This window comes from Tsukamurella strandjordii (genome assembly GCF_039525985.1).
Taxonomy (GTDB): Bacteria; Actinomycetota; Actinomycetes; order Mycobacteriales; family Mycobacteriaceae; genus Tsukamurella; species Tsukamurella strandjordii.
The window spans coordinates 99,911-117,280 of record NZ_BAAAII010000008.1; the positions used below are offsets into that span (position 1 = coordinate 99,911).

The following is a 17,370-nucleotide window of genomic DNA, read 5'->3' on the forward strand; positions in this document are numbered from 1 at the left end:
CGTGAGGAGAAGCGTACGAGTGCTCGGCGTCGACTTCGACGATCGGACCGTCGACGGGGCTCTGACGGAGCTCCGGGACGCGATCGCCGACACCCGGCGTCCGCACTCGGTGTTCTTCCCCAATGCCGCGACCCTCAACCTCGCCGCGGGCGACCCCGCCTACCGCGACGTGCTCAACGCCGCCGATTTCGTCTATCCCGACGGCACCGGGGTGCGGTGGGCGGCGCGGATGCGCGGTGTGGACCTGCTGGCCAATCTCAACGGCACCGATGTGATCCCCGCGCTGCTCGCCGCCTCGCCCGGGCTGCGGGTCCACCTGCTCGGCAGTACCGAGGAGGTGAACGCCGCCGCAGCGGAATCGGTGCGGCGCAGCTACCCCGACATCGTGGTGGCGGGCCGCCACCACGGCTACTTCGACCACGACGATTCCGGCGCCGTGATCGACGAGATCAACGCGGCGGCACCCGATGTGCTCCTGGTGGGCTTCGGGAATCCACTGCAGGAGAACTGGATCCACCACAACCGGTCCGATCTCCGCGTCCCTTTGATCGCCGGCGTGGGCGGGCTCTTCGGATTCTGGTCCGGAACCCGTACCCGCGCTCCGGGATTCGCCCGCAGGATCGGGATGGAATGGGTCGACATCCTGCTCCGCGAACCGCACAAGGCCCGGCGTTACCTGCTGGGCAATCCCACCTTCCTCTACCGGGCGGCGCGCACGCGCGGACGCGACCTGGCGGAGCCCCCGGCCGATTCCGGGCCCGCGCACTGACCCGCACCCCGATCCGGGGTCAGCGGGACCGCAGTTCGTAGATCACCTGATCGCCCGACCGGCCGATCTCCACCAGCCGGGATCGGTTATCGCTCAGCTGTTTGCGGACCGCCCCGCCGCCCGCCGGCGCCTCGGTGCTCGGCGGCGGCGTGAAGGCCCACGACGAGACGAGCACCCGGCGCGTACCCAGGGCCGCCTGCAGCTGGTCCACATCGTCCGAGGAGGCCTGGATCGGCAACACATCGGTCATGAGGGCGAGGTTGCCCCGGCACACGTAGGGGCAGTCGGTGACGATCACATCGCCGGTGCGCGCGACCTCGCGGAAACCCTTGTTCTGCACCGACCAGTAGTCGGTATCGCTCTGCGAGTAGGGCAGGACGGCACCGAGGAGGTTCGCGACGAACAGCGCGCCCACGAGGACGAACCCGGCCGCCACGACCCTGGTCCGCCGCGAGAGGAGGACGGCCAGCAGGAGCGCCAGCACCGGCGTCACGGCGATCCAGAACTCGAGGTTCCCCGGTTCCCAGATCATGATGAGCAGGGCACTGACCACCAGGTAGACGGTGGCGAACCCGGTGAACCGGCGCCGCGGCCCGTCGTCGGACCCGCTGAGCTCCGGGCCCGGTGCGCGGCGGGCGAGGCGCAGCACCAACCACAGCGTCGCCAGGGCCGCCACGACCATCGCGATGACGATCGCGACGAAAGCGGGGGTGCTGATGCCGTGCTCGGCCAGATAGCGCTCCTCGACGAGCGACTTCCCGGCGAACACCCTGGACATCACGTCGGCGGAGCGCGGCGAGTGGAACAGGAAGTTGATGGAGAAGATCGACCGGACGAACCCGGCCACCAGCAGCAGCGGCGTCTTCGCGGACAGGCTCTCCCACAGGCCGTTGCTGGCGTGGCCCCGGGACCACCCGATCACCTCGGACACCGAGTGCAGCCCCAGGGCGTAGCGCCCCACGAGCAGGTAGGCCCCCGCGGTGATCACCACCGCGACCGTCACGAAAACGCCCACGGCGCGCAGGAGCGGCGGCACCGTCCGCTCGGGATCGCGCCGCCAGAGGACGACGAAAGTGATCGCGATGATGGGGATCACGAAGGCGTACTGCTGATGGAGCAGCGCGGCCACGGCGACGACGGCCCCGAGTCCCGCGAGGCGCAGGACGGTGCGCCGGCCGGTATCCGCGAACGATGCGAACCGCAGGAGCAGCAGGATCGCCCACAGCAGGAAGGGCATCGGCAGGAGATAGGTGTCCGCCTCCAAGCTGTACACCCAGAAGCCGAACGAGAAGCAGGCCCAGCCCGTGGCCACGAGGGCCAGCGGAAGGCCGGCGCCGATGCACAGCGCGATGCGGTAGATCAGCCAGGCGGAGGTCAGGCTCGCGAGCACGGACAGGACCTGCATCGGGACCGTCGCGTTGCCGCCGTAGCCGAACGCCTCCCACACGAGGTAGTGAATCCGGTTCAGCGGCCCGAAGAGGAGGTGGTTCGGGTGATAGAGATCGTCGCCGTTGGTGACGTTCACGATGTACAGCGCGGAGTCCTCCGCCTCGCTGTGGCTGCGCGAGAGGGTCGACAGATCCAGGAGCCCCAGGGCGAGAAGCGGAACGAGTATCCAGAAGCGATGGAGCCCCGTCGGCATCATCGCCATCGCGCGCGCGTTCCCCACCGACATCCGGCCCCCTCCGCAGCAACCGACACCTGTTTGCCGCTGCAAACGGTACACGGCGAGTGCGGGACCGGACCACGCATGAGGCCATGGCGGCGGCGCGCGATCAGAGCAGTTCGGGCTCGGAATCCTCGTCGCGGTTCTGCCAGGCCCAGTGCAGCACCAGGCCGAGCGTCACCAGGGCGATGGCGGCCTCGTCGACCGCCCAGGCGGCGACGCCACCCACGAACTGGTCGCGCTGCAGGTCGGTCATCCACGACAGGTCGAGGTAGTAGTACAGCCGCGACCCGACGAGGCCGTCCATCGTCATCACGATGAGCGCGAACACCATCGAGATGGGCATCATCGCCAGCAGCATGCCGATGCGGCCGATGAAGGGCAGCGGCTTGGGCACCGGATCGATCTGGAAGACGCGCCAGTAGAACAGGAATCCGGTGAACAGCAGCGCGATGTTGATGCCGAAGTGGCCCCAGTGGTATCGGCCGATCCGGTCGAACAGCGGGGTGAAGTACAGGCCGTACAGCATGAACGCGAACATCAGCAGCTGCACCGACGGGCGCATCAGGACCACGAAGGAACGCGAACCGAGGAACAGCTCCAGCCACCGCTTCGGCGCACCGGTGAGGGTGTCGCGCAGCAGCGTGATCGGCGCGCCCAGCAGCAGGAACACCGGTACCAGCGAGGTCATCAGCATGTGCGAGACCATGTGCACGCTGAACATGGCCTTGGAGTAGGTGCTCACGCCCGAGCTGGTGAGCACCAGCAGCGCGAGGCAGCCGAACAGGAAGCACGCGGTGCGGTACCAGGGCCACGCGGTGGTGCGCCGCACCAGCAGCAGGTAGCCGATGGCGAAGGCGGCCACGATGAGCACGAAGTTCAGGTCGAACCGCCACAGTGTGGCCAGCCGCAGCGCGTTCGGCGGCTCGGGCAGGTCGTAGCCCATGAACACCTCGCCCACCGTGAACCGCGTGCGCAGGAAGGGCGGCGGGGTCAGCAGCGAGGCGGACAGGGCGGTACCGATGGACGCGGTGAGCAGCGCGGCGGCGGGCGCGAGGGCGCGGAGGTACTGCGCCACGGCGGCCCCGGTGATGAGCACGGCGGTGGCGATGTACAGCCAGCCGTACCAGGTGACCCAGAGATCGGATCCCGGTGCGTAGACCACGGCGAGAACGGCGCCGTTCGCCAGCACGAGCGCCGCGAAGGCGGGTGCGGTCCAGCGCTTCTCGGGGCGCTCGGGCAGCCGGACGGAGGTCCACAGGCCACCCAGCCACAGGGCCCCGGCGAGCGCGATCGTGATGATCGCGGCGGTGGAGTAGTCGTGTTTGGGGCCCTGCGCTTCGTTCGCCGTGACCACGGTGGCCAGAAGGCCGACCGCCGCGGGCAGCAGGATCCACAGGTGCGCCACCCAGCTCAGGGCGTTGCGCAGCGCGACGATCACGATCACCGCGCAGATCAGGGACACGATCCAGCCCTTGGCGCCCTCGGACGCCGAGACCAGGGCGAACAGGCCGCCCACCCGGTAGGTGGCCACCAGGTCCTGGCCGGCGCTGTCGGACGCGGCGAGCAGCACCATCGGGGCCGAGACGAGGGCCCAGACGGCCGCGTACCGTCGGGCGTGCAACTGGGTGACGTAGCCGCGCAGGCCGAGTTCGCCACCGTCCTGCGGTTTGGTGCGGAAGACGGCGTAGCCGAGCGCGCCGAAGGTGAGGGCCGCGGTCAGCGTGCCGACGAGCCGGCCGATCGACGCACCGTAGGCGGTGAGCGCCCCCGGGTAGCTGTCGCCGTTGATGTCGTAGCGGATCTCGCCCTCGCTCGTCACGAGCCAGAGCACGACGGCGAAGGCCACCGCGAACCCGACGCCGAGCGCCACCGCTCCGCCCCGCGACGTGGTGCCGGGGCGCTCCGCGGGGGTCGGCGACGGGCGCTCGGGGGCGACCGCCTCCGCCATCGCTACTTCGCGTCCTTGATCTTGTTCACCGACTTGTTGAAGAAGGAGTCGAACTCGCCGCGATCCGGATCGCCGCCGAGCTTGGTGCCCTGCACGGCCACGGTGTAGCCGCGCAGCGAGGCGACACCGAAGAGCACCTTCTGCTGGATCGGGAAGGAATCGGTGCCCTTGGTGCGGGTGCCGTTGAGCACCACCTCGAAGGTGGCCTTCTGCTTATCGGAGGACACCTCCTTGGTCTTCGCCCGCGCCTTGATCACGCCGCCCTTGGGATCGTTGGTCTCGATGGTGACGTCGGAGCACAGCTTGAGCAGGCCCACCTTGAGGGTGTCGACATCGGCGGCCTTGGGCACCAGCGACTCGCTCAGGCTCTTGCGGTCCTGATCGTGCACGCCGGCCACGGTGTTGAGGTCGCCCTCGCCGTTCTTCGCGGCGTTCAGCAGGTTCTTGCACTCGGGCGGGTTCACCTTGGCCGCGCTGATCAGGGTCAGCGGATCGGCACCGAGCTCATTGGCCAGGCGCTGCTGCGGCGAGGGCACCACCCAGTAGCCACTGGGGAATTCCTTCTGATCGAGCAGCAGGTCGGACACCGGGGTGGCGGGCGTGGTCTCGGCGTCGGGCTCGGCGGTGGCGATGCCACCGGTGAGGCCGAACATCACGGCGGTGGCCGCGGCTACGGCAGCGGCCCGGCGCAGGGCCGGCTTCTGGAAGTTGGTCGTCGCGTTCATCGCTTCACCTATCTGTTCTGATCACCCGAGTGTTAGCACCGGGTGATCGTGGTCACCCGGCGGTCCGTGAGATCCCGCGGTTGCGGAGAGCGATCATGCCCAGCGCCGCGACCGCCACCACGATCTCGGCGGCCGCGAAAACGATCATCAGGGTCATCCACGGCTGCATCGACGCCATCTCCATGCCGCCCATGTCCATGCCCGGCATGGAGTGGTCCATCGCCATGCCCGAGCCGTGGCCCATCGCGGACATGAGAACGGGGTGCAGGGCGATCATGATCGCGCCCATCGCGGCGGTGCGCACCCAGGCGCTCACCGTCGGATTGCGGAACAGGCACACGGAGCAGTGCGCGCAGCCGATCAGCATCGCGGCCACGATGATCGACACCACCCAGCTGTTGTCGCCGAGCATCGGGATGTGCACGAGCGATGTGGCCAGCGCGACGGCGGCGCCCACCCAGCCCCAGATCCGCAGGGACCGGGAGGAGGTGGCGGCGTCGGCTGGCGCGTGGTTCACGCGCCCGATCCTACCTGCGGCGACGCCGCAGCCGAAACCGTACGTCGTCCACCTCGGCGCGGGCCTCAGGCGTCGGGCAGGCGCCGGGGCGCCGCGCTGCGCCGCAGGGCGGGGGCCACGGGACGGCCCCGCAGGTGTCCGTCGACGGTGCCGTCGACGATCGCCCGCCCGTACGCGACGAGTGCCTCCTCGATCGCGTCCACGGTGTGATCGATATCGGCGTCGGTGTGCGCGGCGGAGTTCACGAAGGACTGGCCGAGCACGCCGTTGTCGAGCAGGCCCTGCAGGAACAGGGTGCGGTAGGCCTGGGACGGCGCACCGTCGGGACCGCGGGTCACGAAGACCTGACACGACGGGCGCCCGATGACCTGCACGTATTCGCCGAGTCCGGCACCCACGATGGCGTCGGTGGCGGCGTTCTCCAGCCGCCGGCCCGCGGCCTCCATCGCGCCGATCGGATCGGATTCGGCGTATTCGGCGACCACCGCGCGGAAGGCCGCCAGGCTCGCGGTCTCGGGACCGTGGGTGGTGGACAGCAGGAAGACCCGGTCGCTGTCGGTGTTCAGCCCGCCCAGCTCCATGTACTCGCGCTTGCCGGCGAGCGCGGCCAGGGGGAATCCGTTGCCCATGGCCTTGCCCCAGCAGGACAGGTCGGGGGTCACGCCGTAGAGGTCCTGCGCGCCGTGCTCGGACCAGCGGAATCCGGTGATCATCTCGTCGAAGACGAGCAGCGCCCCGTGCCGGTCGCACAGGGTGCGCACCCGGTCCAGGAAGCCGTCGACCGGTTCGGCGGTGGCGGTGGCGGCCTCGAGGAAGACGCAGGCGATCCGGCCCGGGTTCTCCTCGAACAGCCGCTCCAGGGAGCCGGGGTCGTTGTAGCGGAAGCGCAGGGTCTTGGCCGGGACCTCGGCGGGGATGCCGGCGTTCATGGCGGTGGTGCCGATGAACCAGTCGTCCACCGAGAAGAAGGGGTGATCGCAGGCCGCCACCAGGTCGCGGCCGGTGACGGCGCGGGCCAGGCGCAGCGCGGCGGTGGTGGCATCGGAGCCGTTCTTGGCGAACTTGACCATATCGGCGCCGGGCACCAGGCCCAGGAAGTCCTCGGCGGCGGCCACCTCCAGCGCGGTGGGCCGGCTGAAGTTGGTGCCGTGGGCGATGGCATCGGTCACGGCGGCCACCACCCGCGGGTGGGCATGTCCCAGGGTCACGGCCCGCAGGCCCATGCCGTACTCGACGTACTCGTTGCCGTCGGCGTCCTGCACGCGCGCGCCCAGGCCGCGGGTGAGCACGGGCGCCATGTGCTCCGGGTACTGATCCGAACCGCGGGCGTAGGTGTGCGCGCCGCCGGGCACCAGCTCGTGCAGGCGGGCCTGCAGCCGGTTGGATGCGGTGAAGTCGCGGCGCACCGGCTCCTCGTCGGCGGGCGGTGCGGTCGGCTGTTCGGCCGGCTCTTCGGAGACGGCCGACGGTGCCGTCGGCGCTGCCGCCGGTGGTGCGGCGGTGGCCGGATCGACGACGAGGCGCCCGGCGAACGCCGGGTAGCCCGCCAGCAGTTCGTCGCGCAGGTCCGGCAGGGTCAGGAGAACGGGCCCGCCGCCCGCGGCGACGTCGGCCGGAGCCACGATGGGGATATCGGTGCCCGGCATGCGCCGCCCCTGTTTGCCGGGGCTGGCATCGGCGACGGCGGACAGCACCGTGCGGTCCAGTCCCGCGAGCGCGAACAGCGCCACCGCGCGCGAGGCCGCGCCGTAGGCGGCCGGACGCCGTCCCGCGGCGGTCTCGGCCTGCGCCCACGTCCGCAGCGCACCGGCCTGCCGCTGCGCCGCGGCACCGAGGGTGCCCACCACGGCGGGATCACGCAGGCCCGCGCGCTCCTCCTCGTCCAGCAGCCGGAAGACGGTGTCATCGGGTGCCACAGTGCCGCGCACCACCGCCAGCAGCACGGTGCCGCCGTACAGATCGAACTCCCAGGCCGCGGCGATGCTCAGGCCCGCGCGGGCCAGCAGACCGCTCAGTGCGTGCAACGAGTAGTACGCGAAGTGACCGTGGCGCAGCGCATTCCACTGCTCGCCGGCCACGATCGCGCCGAGCGCGTGGTACTGCAGCAGCAGGACACCGCCGGGGGTCAGGGCCTCGGCGCGGCGGGCGAAGGCCGCCGTCTGATCGGGCTCGTGCATGATGCCGAAGCAGTCCACCACCACATCGGCGGGGCCGTCGGTGGGGGTGAGTCCGCGCTCGGCGAGCAGGGGCAGCCAGGTACCGCCGTGCGGGCTTCCGAACTCGCGCACCGTGTTCCCGCTGAGCCAGCCGTCCGCCGCCGCGCGGGCCACGGCATCGGCGGCCTGGTCCCGCAGCGCCTGCGGTTCCACACCCCGGGGCTCATCGGTCACCGTGTCGTCGTCGGCGAGCTGCGCGAGAGCGCAGGCACCGCAGAGGTCCATCGCCAGCGGATGCGCGGACTCGCCCGGCTCGACGGGGGTGTCGGCGGGCGGGAAGTGGTCGGCCGCAGGCACGGCGCCCAGGTCCAGCACGCGGTGCAGATCGCCGCTCCCGCAGCCCCGGCAGGCCATGCCTAGGCCGGGCGCATCGTGTCGTCCAGCGTGCCCGCCTCCTGCCGCGCCTTCAGGTGCGCGAGCCGGGTGTAGCGCTGGAAGAAGGCGTCCGAGGTGAGACCACGGGCGGTGTACTCGCGGTACAGCTCGGCGGCGCCCTGCGGCACCGTCCACTGCGCCTCGAACCCGAGTCCCTCACGGGCGCGGGAGAAGTCGACGCGGTAGGAGCGCGGGTCGGCACCGGACTCGCCGGTGATGTTGAGCGTGGAGCCGGGGACCGCGTCGACCACCGACTGCGCGATCTCGGCCACGGTCACGTTGTTGACCTCGGTGCCGATGTTGTAGGCCCGGCAGGAGATCTTATCCACCGGCGCGGTGAGGCAGGTGGCGAAGGCGCGGGCGATGTCCTGCGCGTGCACCAGCGGCCGCCACGGCGTACCGTCGGAGAGCACCTTCACCTCGCCGGTGAGGGTGGCGTAGCCCACCAGGTTGTTGAGCACGATGTCGGCGCGCAGCCGCGGCGAGAAGCCGAAGGCGGTGGCGTTGCGCAGGAAGACGGGGGCGAACCCCGAGTCCGCGAGGGCCGCGGCATCGTCTTCCACCCGCACCTTGCTCTCCGCGTACGGGGTGAGCGGGCGCAACGGGGCGTCCTCGTTGACCAGGCCGTCGCCCGCGGCGCCGTACACCGAACACGTGGAGGCGTAGAGGAACCGGGACACGCCGGCCTGCTTGGCCAGGCGCGCCAGGCGCGAGGAGGCGTGGTGGTTGATGTCGTAGGTGATCTGCGGTTCCAGCGCGCCCAGCGGATCGTTGGACAGGGCGGCGAGGTGGATCACGGCGTCGAAGCCGACGAGCTGCTCCTCGGTCACATCGCGCAGATCCACCGCGATGTCCGGGGGCTCGGGCGGCGCGACGCCCAGCGTGCAGTCGGCGAACAGGCCCGAATCGAGGCCCACCACGTCGTGGCCCTCCGCCTGCAACAGCGGCACCATGACCGTGCCCAGGTATCCCTGGTGGCCGGTGACCAGAACCTTCATCGACTTCCTCCGAACTCCACGATCGCCTTCTCCAGCATGAATCCCTCGGCATAGGGTGCGCGGCATTGGATTCCGCGCAGCCGGGCCAGGCCGAGGAAGGACTCGTCATCGAACCAGTCGTGCGCGGTCTGCGACGGATAGCACTCGGTCAGCAACCGGGCCTTCGTCATCGCGGCGTACACGGTGAGCGGGTTCAGCGCCGTGGGACGCGGGGTGTCGGTCTCCCACTTGAGGATCTCGTAACCGAGGATCAGGTGGTCGCGGAACTCCGTGGGCACCAGTTCGGCGAGCTGGCGGTGGTCCTGATGCGCATCGCCGCGGTGCGGCGCGAACACCAGGTCCGGGTCCGTCGAGCGACGGAATTCGCTGAGCGCCTGCTTCTCCCGCTCCCAGTACGCGGGGGAACGCCCGTCGGGGAGATCGAAGACGGTGACCTGCAGGTCGGCGCCGGGCGCGAACGCGGCGAGCGCGGCCCGCTCCTCCGCCTCGCGCGGTGTGCCGCCGCCGCTGCCCACCCAGGCGCGCACTCGGACACCGGGATTCTCCTCGGCGATCTGCAACAGGGTGCCGCCCATGCCGATCGCGATGTCGTCGCAGTGCGCGCCGAGTACCGCGATCTCGCGGACCGTTCCGGGCGAGAGTCCGATCACGAGTGGTCGTTCTCCCACAGCATCCAGGGGCGGTACCCCTGGGCGTAGCCGGCATCGAGTTCGGCGCGTTCCTTGAAGGTATCGGCGGGCTTCCAGAATCCGCGGTGCCGGTATCCGATCAGCCGGTCCTCCTTGAGCAGGGCGCCGCAGGCGTCCGCCACCAGATCGCCGCCCTCCGGCAGATGGTCGAAGACCTCCTGGGTGAGCACGAAGTAGCCGCCGTTCTCCCAGATCGGGAACTCGGAGACCGGCGTGATGCCCGTGACCTTGTCGTCGTCGTTCACGTCGACGCAGTGGAAGGAGGACTGCGGCGGCACCAGCAGCATGGAGGCGGCGGCGCCCTCGGCCTTGACCTTGTCGATGATGGTGTTCATCGGGGCGTCGCTGAGCACATCGGCGTAGTTGGCGAGGAAGTACTCGTCACCGTCGAGGAAGGGGCGCACGCGCCGGAGTCGTTCGCCGATGGCGGATTCCAGGCCGGTGTCGACGAAGTTGATCGTCCAGTCCGACATGTCCGAGTGCAGCAGTTCCACCTCGCCGCCGCGGATCACGAAATCGTTCGAGGCCGTCTCGCGGTAGTTGAGGAAGTAATCCTTGATGTGGCCGGCGCCGTAGCCGAGGCAGAGGATGAATTCGGTGTGCCCGAAGTGGGCGTAGTACCGCATCACGTGCCAGATCAACGGCCGCGGGCCCACCATCTGCATGGGCTTGGGCACGGTGTCGTCGGCACTGCCCCGCATCCGCATGCCGTATCCGCCGCAGAACAGGACGACCTTCATGGTGTGCTCCTTGTCAGCCGACCCGCGCGGGCAGGTCGGCGGAGTGCAGGGTGGGAAGCGGGTACACGAGCTCGGCGCCCCACTCCGCGACGTGGGCGAGCTGCGCGGTGATCTCGGTCTCCAGATTCCACGGGAGGACCACGATCACATCGGGCCGGTCTTCGTCGATCCGCTCGGGCGCGTGGATCGGGATCCGGCTGCCCGGCGTGTAACGGCCGTGCTTGTAGGGGTTGCGGTCCACGGTGTACTCGAGCAGGTCGGGCCGCACGCCGCAGTAGTTGAGCAGGGTGTTGCCCTTGCCGGGTGCGCCGTAGCCGACCACCTTCTTGCCCTCCGCCTTCCGGTCGAGCAGGAAGCGGAGCAGGTCCTGGCGGGTGGCATCGGCGCGGTCCTGCAGCCCGGTGTACCCGGCCACCTCGTGCAGCCCCGCCTCGGCCTCCAGGGCCAGCACCTCTGCGACCCGGGGCGACGGGGTGGCGCCGGCCTCCACCGGGCGCGCCCACAGCCGGATGGAGCCGCCGTGGGTGGGGATCAGCTCGACGTCGACCACCTCGAGCCCGGCGGTGGCCAGGGCCCGCTGCGCCGAGTACACGGTGTAGTAGCTGAAGTGCTCGTGGTAGATGGTGTCGAACTGGCCGAGCTGCACCAGGTTCAGCGCGTGGTGCACCTCGATGCTGAGCCAGCCGTCGTCGGCCAGCAGGGTGCGCAGCGACCGGGTGAAGCCGAGGACGTCCGGGACGTGCGCGTAGACGTTGTTCGCGGCGATCAGATCGGCCTTGCCGTGTTCGGCGACCACCTGCGCGGCGGTCTCCTCGCCCAGGAAAGCGGTCAGCGTGGGCACGCCCTTCTCGCGGGCCGCGGCGCCCACGTTCACCGAGGGCTCGATGCCCAGGCACGGGATGCCGCGGGCCACGGCGTGCTGCAGCAGGTAGCCGTCGTTGCTGGCCACCTCGATCAGCAGGCTGTCCGGGCCGAGGCCGAGCCGGTCGGCGGATTCGTCCACGAAGCGCTTCGCGTGCGCCACCCAGCTGTCGCTGAAGGACGAGAAGTACGCGTACTCGGAGAAGGTCTCCTCCGGCAGGATCAGCGCGGGGATCTGCAGCAGCAGGCAGTTCTCGCACAGCCGCAGGTGCAGCGGGTACGTGGGCTCGGGCAGGTCCAGCTCATCGGCCGTCAGGAACTTCTCACACGGCGGCGTGGCGCCGAGGTCCACCACGCTGCGCAGGCGCTCCGAGCCACACACACTGCAGGTCATCCCGGGTCAGCTCCCCTGCTCTGCGCGCCGTGCGATCTCGACGCTCAACGGATCATCGTTACTCGACGAATGCTATCGCACACACTGTAGTGGGAAATTCCGGAGGTCTCATCGTCCGAGTTCGACGGTGCCCGCCGGATATCCGCCCCCGGTGTCGCGCCCGGTCTGCGCCAGTGCCATCGGCGGCAGGTCCACCGTGTGGGTGGCGTCGGGTTTGCGCTCGTCCCACTGCACCCGGACCCGCAGCGAATAGGTCCCCGGGCGCAGGTAGGGCAGCTCGACGGTGTCCGTCACCTCGGCCGCCGGGGGCACCGCGGGGGCACCGGCGTAGGGCTCGGTGGTCAGCAGGCCCGCGAGATCGACGGCGCCGGGGATGCTGGCGCGCACGCGCCCGAGCGTGTCGAGCAGGTCGTAGGTCACCGCCCACCGGTCGTGGGTCGGCGCCGAGCCGGCGTTGGTCCACCGCACATCGAGGACGCGGCGTCCGTCGTCCGTCGTCCGGGGGCCGAGGGTGGCCGCGCTGTAGCGGTATCCGGCGTACTTGTTGGCCCGCTCCCACAGTTCGTACTGCTCGGCCGTCATCCGCTCGGGCCGGCTCTGCGCCGGGAACCCGGTGCTGGAGGTGCTGGAGACGTGCTGCCGCACCACGTCGTTCGCTCCCCGGCGGTAGTACTCGAGGTCGGTGCCGCCGGTCAGCAGCTGGGGCGACCACTCCGACAGGACCGGTGCCGTGCGGTAGCGCTGCGCCAGCACGCCGATCAGCGGATCGCGGTCGATCACGTACTGGGACCACCGGTTCTGCGCCCAGGTGGGGAAGATCTCCATGCCGCCGAGCGAGTCGGCGCGGATGCCGACCGGGCGGCGCAGCCCGGCCAGGTCGGGATGGTCGCGCAGCAGCAGCCGGGCGATCTCGGGGTTGCCCATCGGGGACACGATCTGGGTGCTGCGGAAGGCCCGCAGCGTGGTTCCCACCAGCCGGTTCGCCGACGCCGCCGTGAGCGTCTGGTCACGGTACTGGCTGAAGTAGCCGAGCTCGGCCCTGCTCCGTTCGGGCGCCGGCCCCGGTGCGCCGAGGCTGTCGCGGGCGAAGGACATGTGGTTCTCGCTGAAGTCCCCGTAGCCCGAGAACTCGAACACCGCGACCCGCTCGTCCCGGTCGTACCGGCGGCCCAGGGCCTCGACCAGACCGGTGAAGACGTCGAGGTAGGCGGCGTCGTTCCACCGCGGGATCACGTACGAGACACCGTCCTTCACGGCCGTCGTCGACGCACCGGGGAGGGTCCGCAGCCACGCGGGCGCCGTGGTGACCACATCGCCGGGCTTGGTGGCGTCGCAGCAGGAGTTGAACGCGGTGACCCGGAATCCCACGCGTTTGCCCTGTTTCGCCGCATCGGCGATGTAGGTGTCGAGCTGGTCGAAGGAGTACTTCTCGGTGTCGGCCGCGTCGGCGGGCACCGTGCGCGGGTCCTTCGGCTGCAGGAAGGACCACGGGATGCGGACGCTGACATCGGCCACGCCGGGCCATGCGGGCAGGTCCCGGTTCAGCTCCGAGGTCTGGGGGAAGGGCCCGGTCAGGAGGTTCTCGTACTGCCCGCGCAGGGGATTGACCAGATCGGGTTCCGAGAAGGGCAGGTCGCCCGGCGGGGGCGGCGCGGAGGTGGTGGAGAGGGTGACGGCGGCGGCCGCGGCGAGCGCCACCGGCCCCAGCAGCCATGCCGTGCGGGTCACGCGGCCGCCTCGACGACGTCCGGTTCCTCAGCTTGGTTCACCCGCGCCAAGCGGTAGGCGACACCGGCCAGGGCGAGCAGGATCCAGGTGAGGTACCAGATCTGTTGGAAGCCGGAGGTGTCCAGGATCAGGCAGATCACGATGAGGGCCGCGACCGCGCCGCTGATGCCGCCGGCCAGCTCCGCGAGCGGTCCGTCGGCGGCGGTGGACGCGCGCATCGCGAGGTAGAGCGCGATCGCCAGGGCCACACAGAAACTGACCAGGCCCACGATCCCCGACTCCATCAGCCGCGACAGGTACTGATTGTCGAGGACCGGCTGTTTGAGAGTGGGGTACGCGCCGACGCCCTGGCCGAACCAGAGGTGTTTCTCCACGTTGTCGGCGACGAAGGCGCGCCCGATCTCGCGCGACTGGATGGACGAGTCGGTCGACGAGCCGGCGAAGGTTTCGATCAGCGCGGTGACGAGCTTGAGCTGCGCCACCGTCCCGACGACCACCACGGCCGCACCGGTGCCCAGCAGCAATGCCAACCGCTGCACGGGCCACCGCCAGCACATCACGCCGATGGCGGCCGCCCCGCCCACCACGGCGGACCGCGAGACGGTGGAGAGATCGGCCACCAGCACGATCAGCAAGCAGGCCAGCCACAGCCGCGTCCCCGCGCCGCGGGCCTTGGCGTTGAAGTACAGGGCCGCGGCCAGGGGCGCGATCACCGTGAGGACCGCGCCCAGTTCCAGGGGGTGGCCCGCGCTGCCCTGAGGCCGGTTCACGCCGGCGCGGGCGAGGTTGCGCAGGATCACCCAGTCGTTCGCCTTGGTCAGCCCGGGAACCCGGAAGCTGGCGGCGATGTCCATGCCGGTGGCCGCGAAGAGGAGGGCGAACAGGGAGCTCACCGTGGCGCCCAGGACGAGGCCGCCGAGGATCACGCGCAGCCCGTGCTCGGTGCGGACCACCGTGAGGATCAGCAGCACCAGGCCGGCCAGGAAGAGGTCGGTGATCACGTACCGGTCGATCGAGGGCTGCGATTCCGCCGGGATGCCGCGCGCCGAGGCCAGCGCGTAGGAGATGAAGGAGGCGCTCACGTAGCCGAGGACCGCGGCGATCACCACCCAGTCCTTCACCAGGTGCGCGTGTCCGGTGAGAACCGTGGCCAGCCACAGCAGCGATCCGCACGCGAACAACGTGCCGGCGAAGGACATGCCGTACGTGCCCGGCACCGAGATCACCTGGCGCATCGACAGCAGCGAGAACGAGGCGACGGCGATGAACAGCGCCCCCGCGGGCGCGAACCGTTCGATCCGGGAGACCGTGCGGGAACCGGTCTCCACCAGGTCGATTCCGCCGATCACGCCGGCACCGGCTCACGCTCGGCGTCCGGCGCGGACGAGGCTCGGGAGGCGGACGATCGCGCGCGCATCGCCGCGCCGGCGGCCGCGACGCACAGCAGCGCCAGCACCGCACCGATGGCCATGCCGACGGCCGAGCGCACCCGGTCGCCGCTGCCCGCCTCTCCGGGATCCGGCTCGACGGTGACCCGGAAGTCGGCGTAGGTCCCGTCGACCAGGCCCGCATCGCGCTGCAGGGACCGCAGCCGCGTGCGCATCAGGTCGATCAGCGCCATCGCACCCTCCCGGGCCACCCAGGGGCCGGGACCGCGCACCGAGATCCTGATCTGCGCCGACAGCTGGGACGACGTCGGTCCCTGGCCGGCCACGCGGAACACGGTGTAGTCGCTCGACGATGCGCCCGTCTTCGCGACGGTCGCCCTTCCCTCGTCGCCGTAGGCGATCACCGCGAGGGCGTTCGCGAACTGGGAGGTGGTGTCGAGCCGGTTGAACGGGTTGTTGCGGGCGTCGGGGTTACCCGCGCCCGGCGGAATGACGAGCACGACGCCGGAGGACTCGTACCAGACCGACGTGGACTTCCAGCCGAAACTTCCCGCCGTGAGCCCCACGAGCAACACGGCGCAGACTGCGAGCCATCGCCGCAGCAGCACCGATGAGCGGGCGGATTCCTTCATCCCCTCAGACCTTGGGACGCGCCGGATCGTCGCGGTTCGCGGGCCGCGCCCACCGGACCTGCGGCGACGGTCGCCGCGACGACCGGCCCGCCGGCGCCGTCTCGTCGGTGGGTGCGGGGAGCGGCTCCTCCTCGGAGGACCAATCGGTCACCTGGCTCGGCTGCGAGCGCACGGGGCGCTGCGGGGGTGCGATGCGCCGCGGGCGCGGGGGGCGGCCCTCGTCGGGGGCGGCACGGTCGGCGGCACCGTCGGCGGCCGGGACCTCGCCCTGCGGCGCGGGTGCGGCCGCCGCGGGAGCGTTCGCCGGCGCGGGCGCGGCTCCCGGTGCCGCGACCGCGGGCACGCGGCGGCGCAGCAATTGCTGACGCACCGCCGTCACCACCAGCAGGGCGATGATCACCAGTGCCGCCGCCGCCATCCCGTAGGAGGCCGCGGTCCGCGCCGATTTCGCGGGCACCTCGGTGCCGGGCTGCGCCTCGACGGTGACGCGCAGATCGGCGAACGTGCCGTCCGCCACACCGGCCTGGACCTGCATCTTCCGCAGCTCCGCGCGCATGAACGCCACGAGCGCCTGGGAGCCGCGCTGCGCCGTCTCCGGGTCCGGCCCGGACACCTGGAAGGTGATCTGCGGCGAGAGCTGATTGAAGCTCGACGAATCGCCCGCGAGGGTGGAGAGCTGGTAGTCGGGCTGCGCGCCCGTGGCCGCCACCTTGTCGCGCGCCTCGGGTGACCCGGAAGAGGTCGCGAGTACGTGGGCGAGGAGCGGGGGCCCGCCGTTGAGGTTGGCGAACGGGTTCCGGCCGGCGTCGGTGTTGCCCGCCCCCGGCGGGATCACCAGCACGGCACCGCCGCTGACGTAGTGCGGCGACGTCGACGACCAGCCGACCGCGCCCGCGGCGGCGGTCACCACCACGAGGACGACGAGGACCAGCGGCTTGGCGAGAACAGTCCTTACGAATCCCGCGACATTCATGATCCGTCTCTCCTTGGTCCCTGGCTCCGCACCGCGAGCACTGGTCAGCGGCACCGAGCAAACGCCGACTTTGCAACTCTATAATGAAGCAATGCTGCGTAGTATTCGAACCCGCCTGGCCTCCGGCCGTGCCAGGACCGTGGCCGCGATGCGGCTCGACGGGGTCGACTACGAAGTGCGTCACATGCGATTGAGCGACTTCCGGCCCTGGCAGAAGACGCGTCTGCGCTGCGAAGACCGGTTGGCTCCCGCGTTCGCCGCGGAGGGCAGGACGTGGGCCGAACAGAACGACGTCACTTCCTGGGTGGAGTACGCCACACCCCTCATCGAGGGGTACCGGAGCCGCCGCACACTGCCGCTGGTGATCTACCGGCGCGACGCCCACGGGGAGGAGTTCCTCGGCGAGGTCGGGCTGTGCGGTATCGACGATGCGACCCGCTCGGGTGAGATGTACGGCTGGATCGCCCCCACCAAGACCCGCATCACACCGTGGACCCTGTCGACGGCGGTCGGCATGGTGCTCGAGCCCGAGTACCGGTTGGACCGCGTCATCGTGCCCGCGGCCGCGGCCAACGCGGCCACCCGGCCGGGTCTGCAGATCCTGGGCTTCTCCGACGGTGGCCGTCGGCACGCCCTGCGGCCCTACGCCGGCGCACCCGCCGATCACGACATCTCGTACCTGGACAACACGCCGGAGAACCGGGCCGCGATCGCCAAGTGGGCCAAGGCATGATCCGTCCCGCTTCCC

General features: G+C 70.7%; 15 protein-coding genes and 1 pseudogene. 2 read left to right on the forward strand and 14 right to left on the reverse strand.

The features are described from left to right. Window position 1: 1 nt before the first annotated feature. Window positions 2-769, forward strand: a complete 768-nt coding sequence (locus ABD108_RS15050; RefSeq protein WP_220657090.1) for a WecB/TagA/CpsF family glycosyltransferase — start codon at window positions 2-4, stop codon at window positions 767-769. Between the two features lie 19 nt (window positions 770-788). Here ABD108_RS15050 and ABD108_RS15055 read toward each other — a convergent pair whose 3' ends face one another. From ABD108_RS15055 to ABD108_RS15120, 14 genes and pseudogenes are all read right to left on the reverse strand, one after another. Beyond that, window positions 789-2,444 carry a hypothetical protein gene (locus ABD108_RS15055; RefSeq protein WP_343930700.1) on the reverse strand — a complete coding sequence of 552 codons (1,656 nt, stop codon included), beginning with the start codon at window positions 2,442-2,444 and terminating at the stop codon, window positions 789-791. Between the two features lie 100 nt (window positions 2,445-2,544). Next, window positions 2,545-4,386 carry a cytochrome c oxidase assembly protein gene (locus ABD108_RS15060; RefSeq protein WP_343930701.1) on the reverse strand — a complete coding sequence of 614 codons (1,842 nt, stop codon included), beginning with the start codon at window positions 4,384-4,386 and terminating at the stop codon, window positions 2,545-2,547. 2 nt (window positions 4,387-4,388) lie between these two features. Then, on the reverse strand, window positions 4,389-5,111 hold the full coding sequence (locus ABD108_RS15065; protein ID WP_343930702.1) for a hypothetical protein: 723 nt from the start codon (window positions 5,109-5,111) through the stop codon (window positions 4,389-4,391). 52 nt (window positions 5,112-5,163) lie between these two features. After that, window positions 5,164-5,628 carry a hypothetical protein gene (locus tag ABD108_RS15070; RefSeq protein ID WP_220657094.1) on the reverse strand — a complete coding sequence of 155 codons (465 nt, stop codon included), beginning with the start codon at window positions 5,626-5,628 and terminating at the stop codon, window positions 5,164-5,166. 65 nt (window positions 5,629-5,693) lie between these two features. Then, complete coding sequence (locus ABD108_RS15075) at window positions 5,694-7,034, reverse strand: glutamate-1-semialdehyde 2,1-aminomutase (RefSeq protein ID WP_305112656.1); 1,341 nt, start codon at window positions 7,032-7,034, stop codon at window positions 5,694-5,696. A gap of 222 nt (window positions 7,035-7,256) precedes the next feature. Beyond that, window positions 7,257-8,198: pseudogene (locus tag ABD108_RS15080) on the reverse strand (class I SAM-dependent methyltransferase); the annotation flags it as partial. Window positions 8,199-8,200: 2 nt separating this feature from the next. Continuing rightward, the gene (locus ABD108_RS15085; RefSeq protein ID WP_343930703.1) at window positions 8,201-9,217 is read right to left on the reverse strand and encodes an NAD-dependent epimerase/dehydratase family protein; all 1,017 of its coding nucleotides are present in this window, start codon (window positions 9,215-9,217) and stop codon (window positions 8,201-8,203) included. Beyond that, on the reverse strand, window positions 9,214-9,867 hold the full coding sequence (locus tag ABD108_RS15090) for a PIG-L deacetylase family protein (protein ID WP_343930704.1): 654 nt from the start codon (window positions 9,865-9,867) through the stop codon (window positions 9,214-9,216). The genes ABD108_RS15085 and ABD108_RS15090 overlap by 4 nt, the downstream gene beginning before the upstream one ends. Continuing rightward, entirely contained in the window at window positions 9,864-10,646 is a 783-nt protein-coding gene (locus tag ABD108_RS15095) for a glycosyltransferase family protein (protein WP_305112567.1), read from the reverse strand. The genes ABD108_RS15090 and ABD108_RS15095 overlap by 4 nt, the downstream gene beginning before the upstream one ends. A gap of 13 nt (window positions 10,647-10,659) precedes the next feature. Beyond that, window positions 10,660-11,901, reverse strand: a complete 1,242-nt coding sequence (locus ABD108_RS15100) for a class I SAM-dependent methyltransferase (RefSeq protein ID WP_220657099.1) — start codon at window positions 11,899-11,901, stop codon at window positions 10,660-10,662. Window positions 11,902-12,009: 108 nt separating this feature from the next. Continuing rightward, window positions 12,010-13,629, reverse strand: a complete 1,620-nt coding sequence (locus ABD108_RS15105; RefSeq protein WP_343930705.1) for a hypothetical protein — start codon at window positions 13,627-13,629, stop codon at window positions 12,010-12,012. Continuing rightward, complete coding sequence (locus tag ABD108_RS15110) at window positions 13,626-14,978, reverse strand: O-antigen ligase family protein (RefSeq protein ID WP_343930706.1); 1,353 nt, start codon at window positions 14,976-14,978, stop codon at window positions 13,626-13,628. The genes ABD108_RS15105 and ABD108_RS15110 overlap by 4 nt, the downstream gene beginning before the upstream one ends. Then, window positions 14,975-15,649 (reverse strand): hypothetical protein, encoded by a 675-nt coding sequence (locus ABD108_RS15115; RefSeq protein ID WP_343930707.1) that lies wholly within the window; start codon window positions 15,647-15,649, stop codon window positions 14,975-14,977. Before ABD108_RS15115 ends, ABD108_RS15110 begins: the two co-directional genes overlap by 4 nt. 4 nt (window positions 15,650-15,653) lie before the next feature. Further along, window positions 15,654-16,622, reverse strand: a complete 969-nt coding sequence (locus ABD108_RS15120; protein WP_343930708.1) for a hypothetical protein — start codon at window positions 16,620-16,622, stop codon at window positions 15,654-15,656. 91 nt (window positions 16,623-16,713) lie between these two features. Here ABD108_RS15120 and ABD108_RS15125 point away from each other — a divergent pair, with 91 nt between their 5' ends. Then, window positions 16,714-17,355, forward strand: coding sequence for a GNAT family N-acetyltransferase (locus ABD108_RS15125; RefSeq protein WP_220657104.1), 642 nt, complete (start codon window positions 16,714-16,716; stop codon window positions 17,353-17,355). Window positions 17,356-17,370 lie beyond the last annotated feature (15 nt).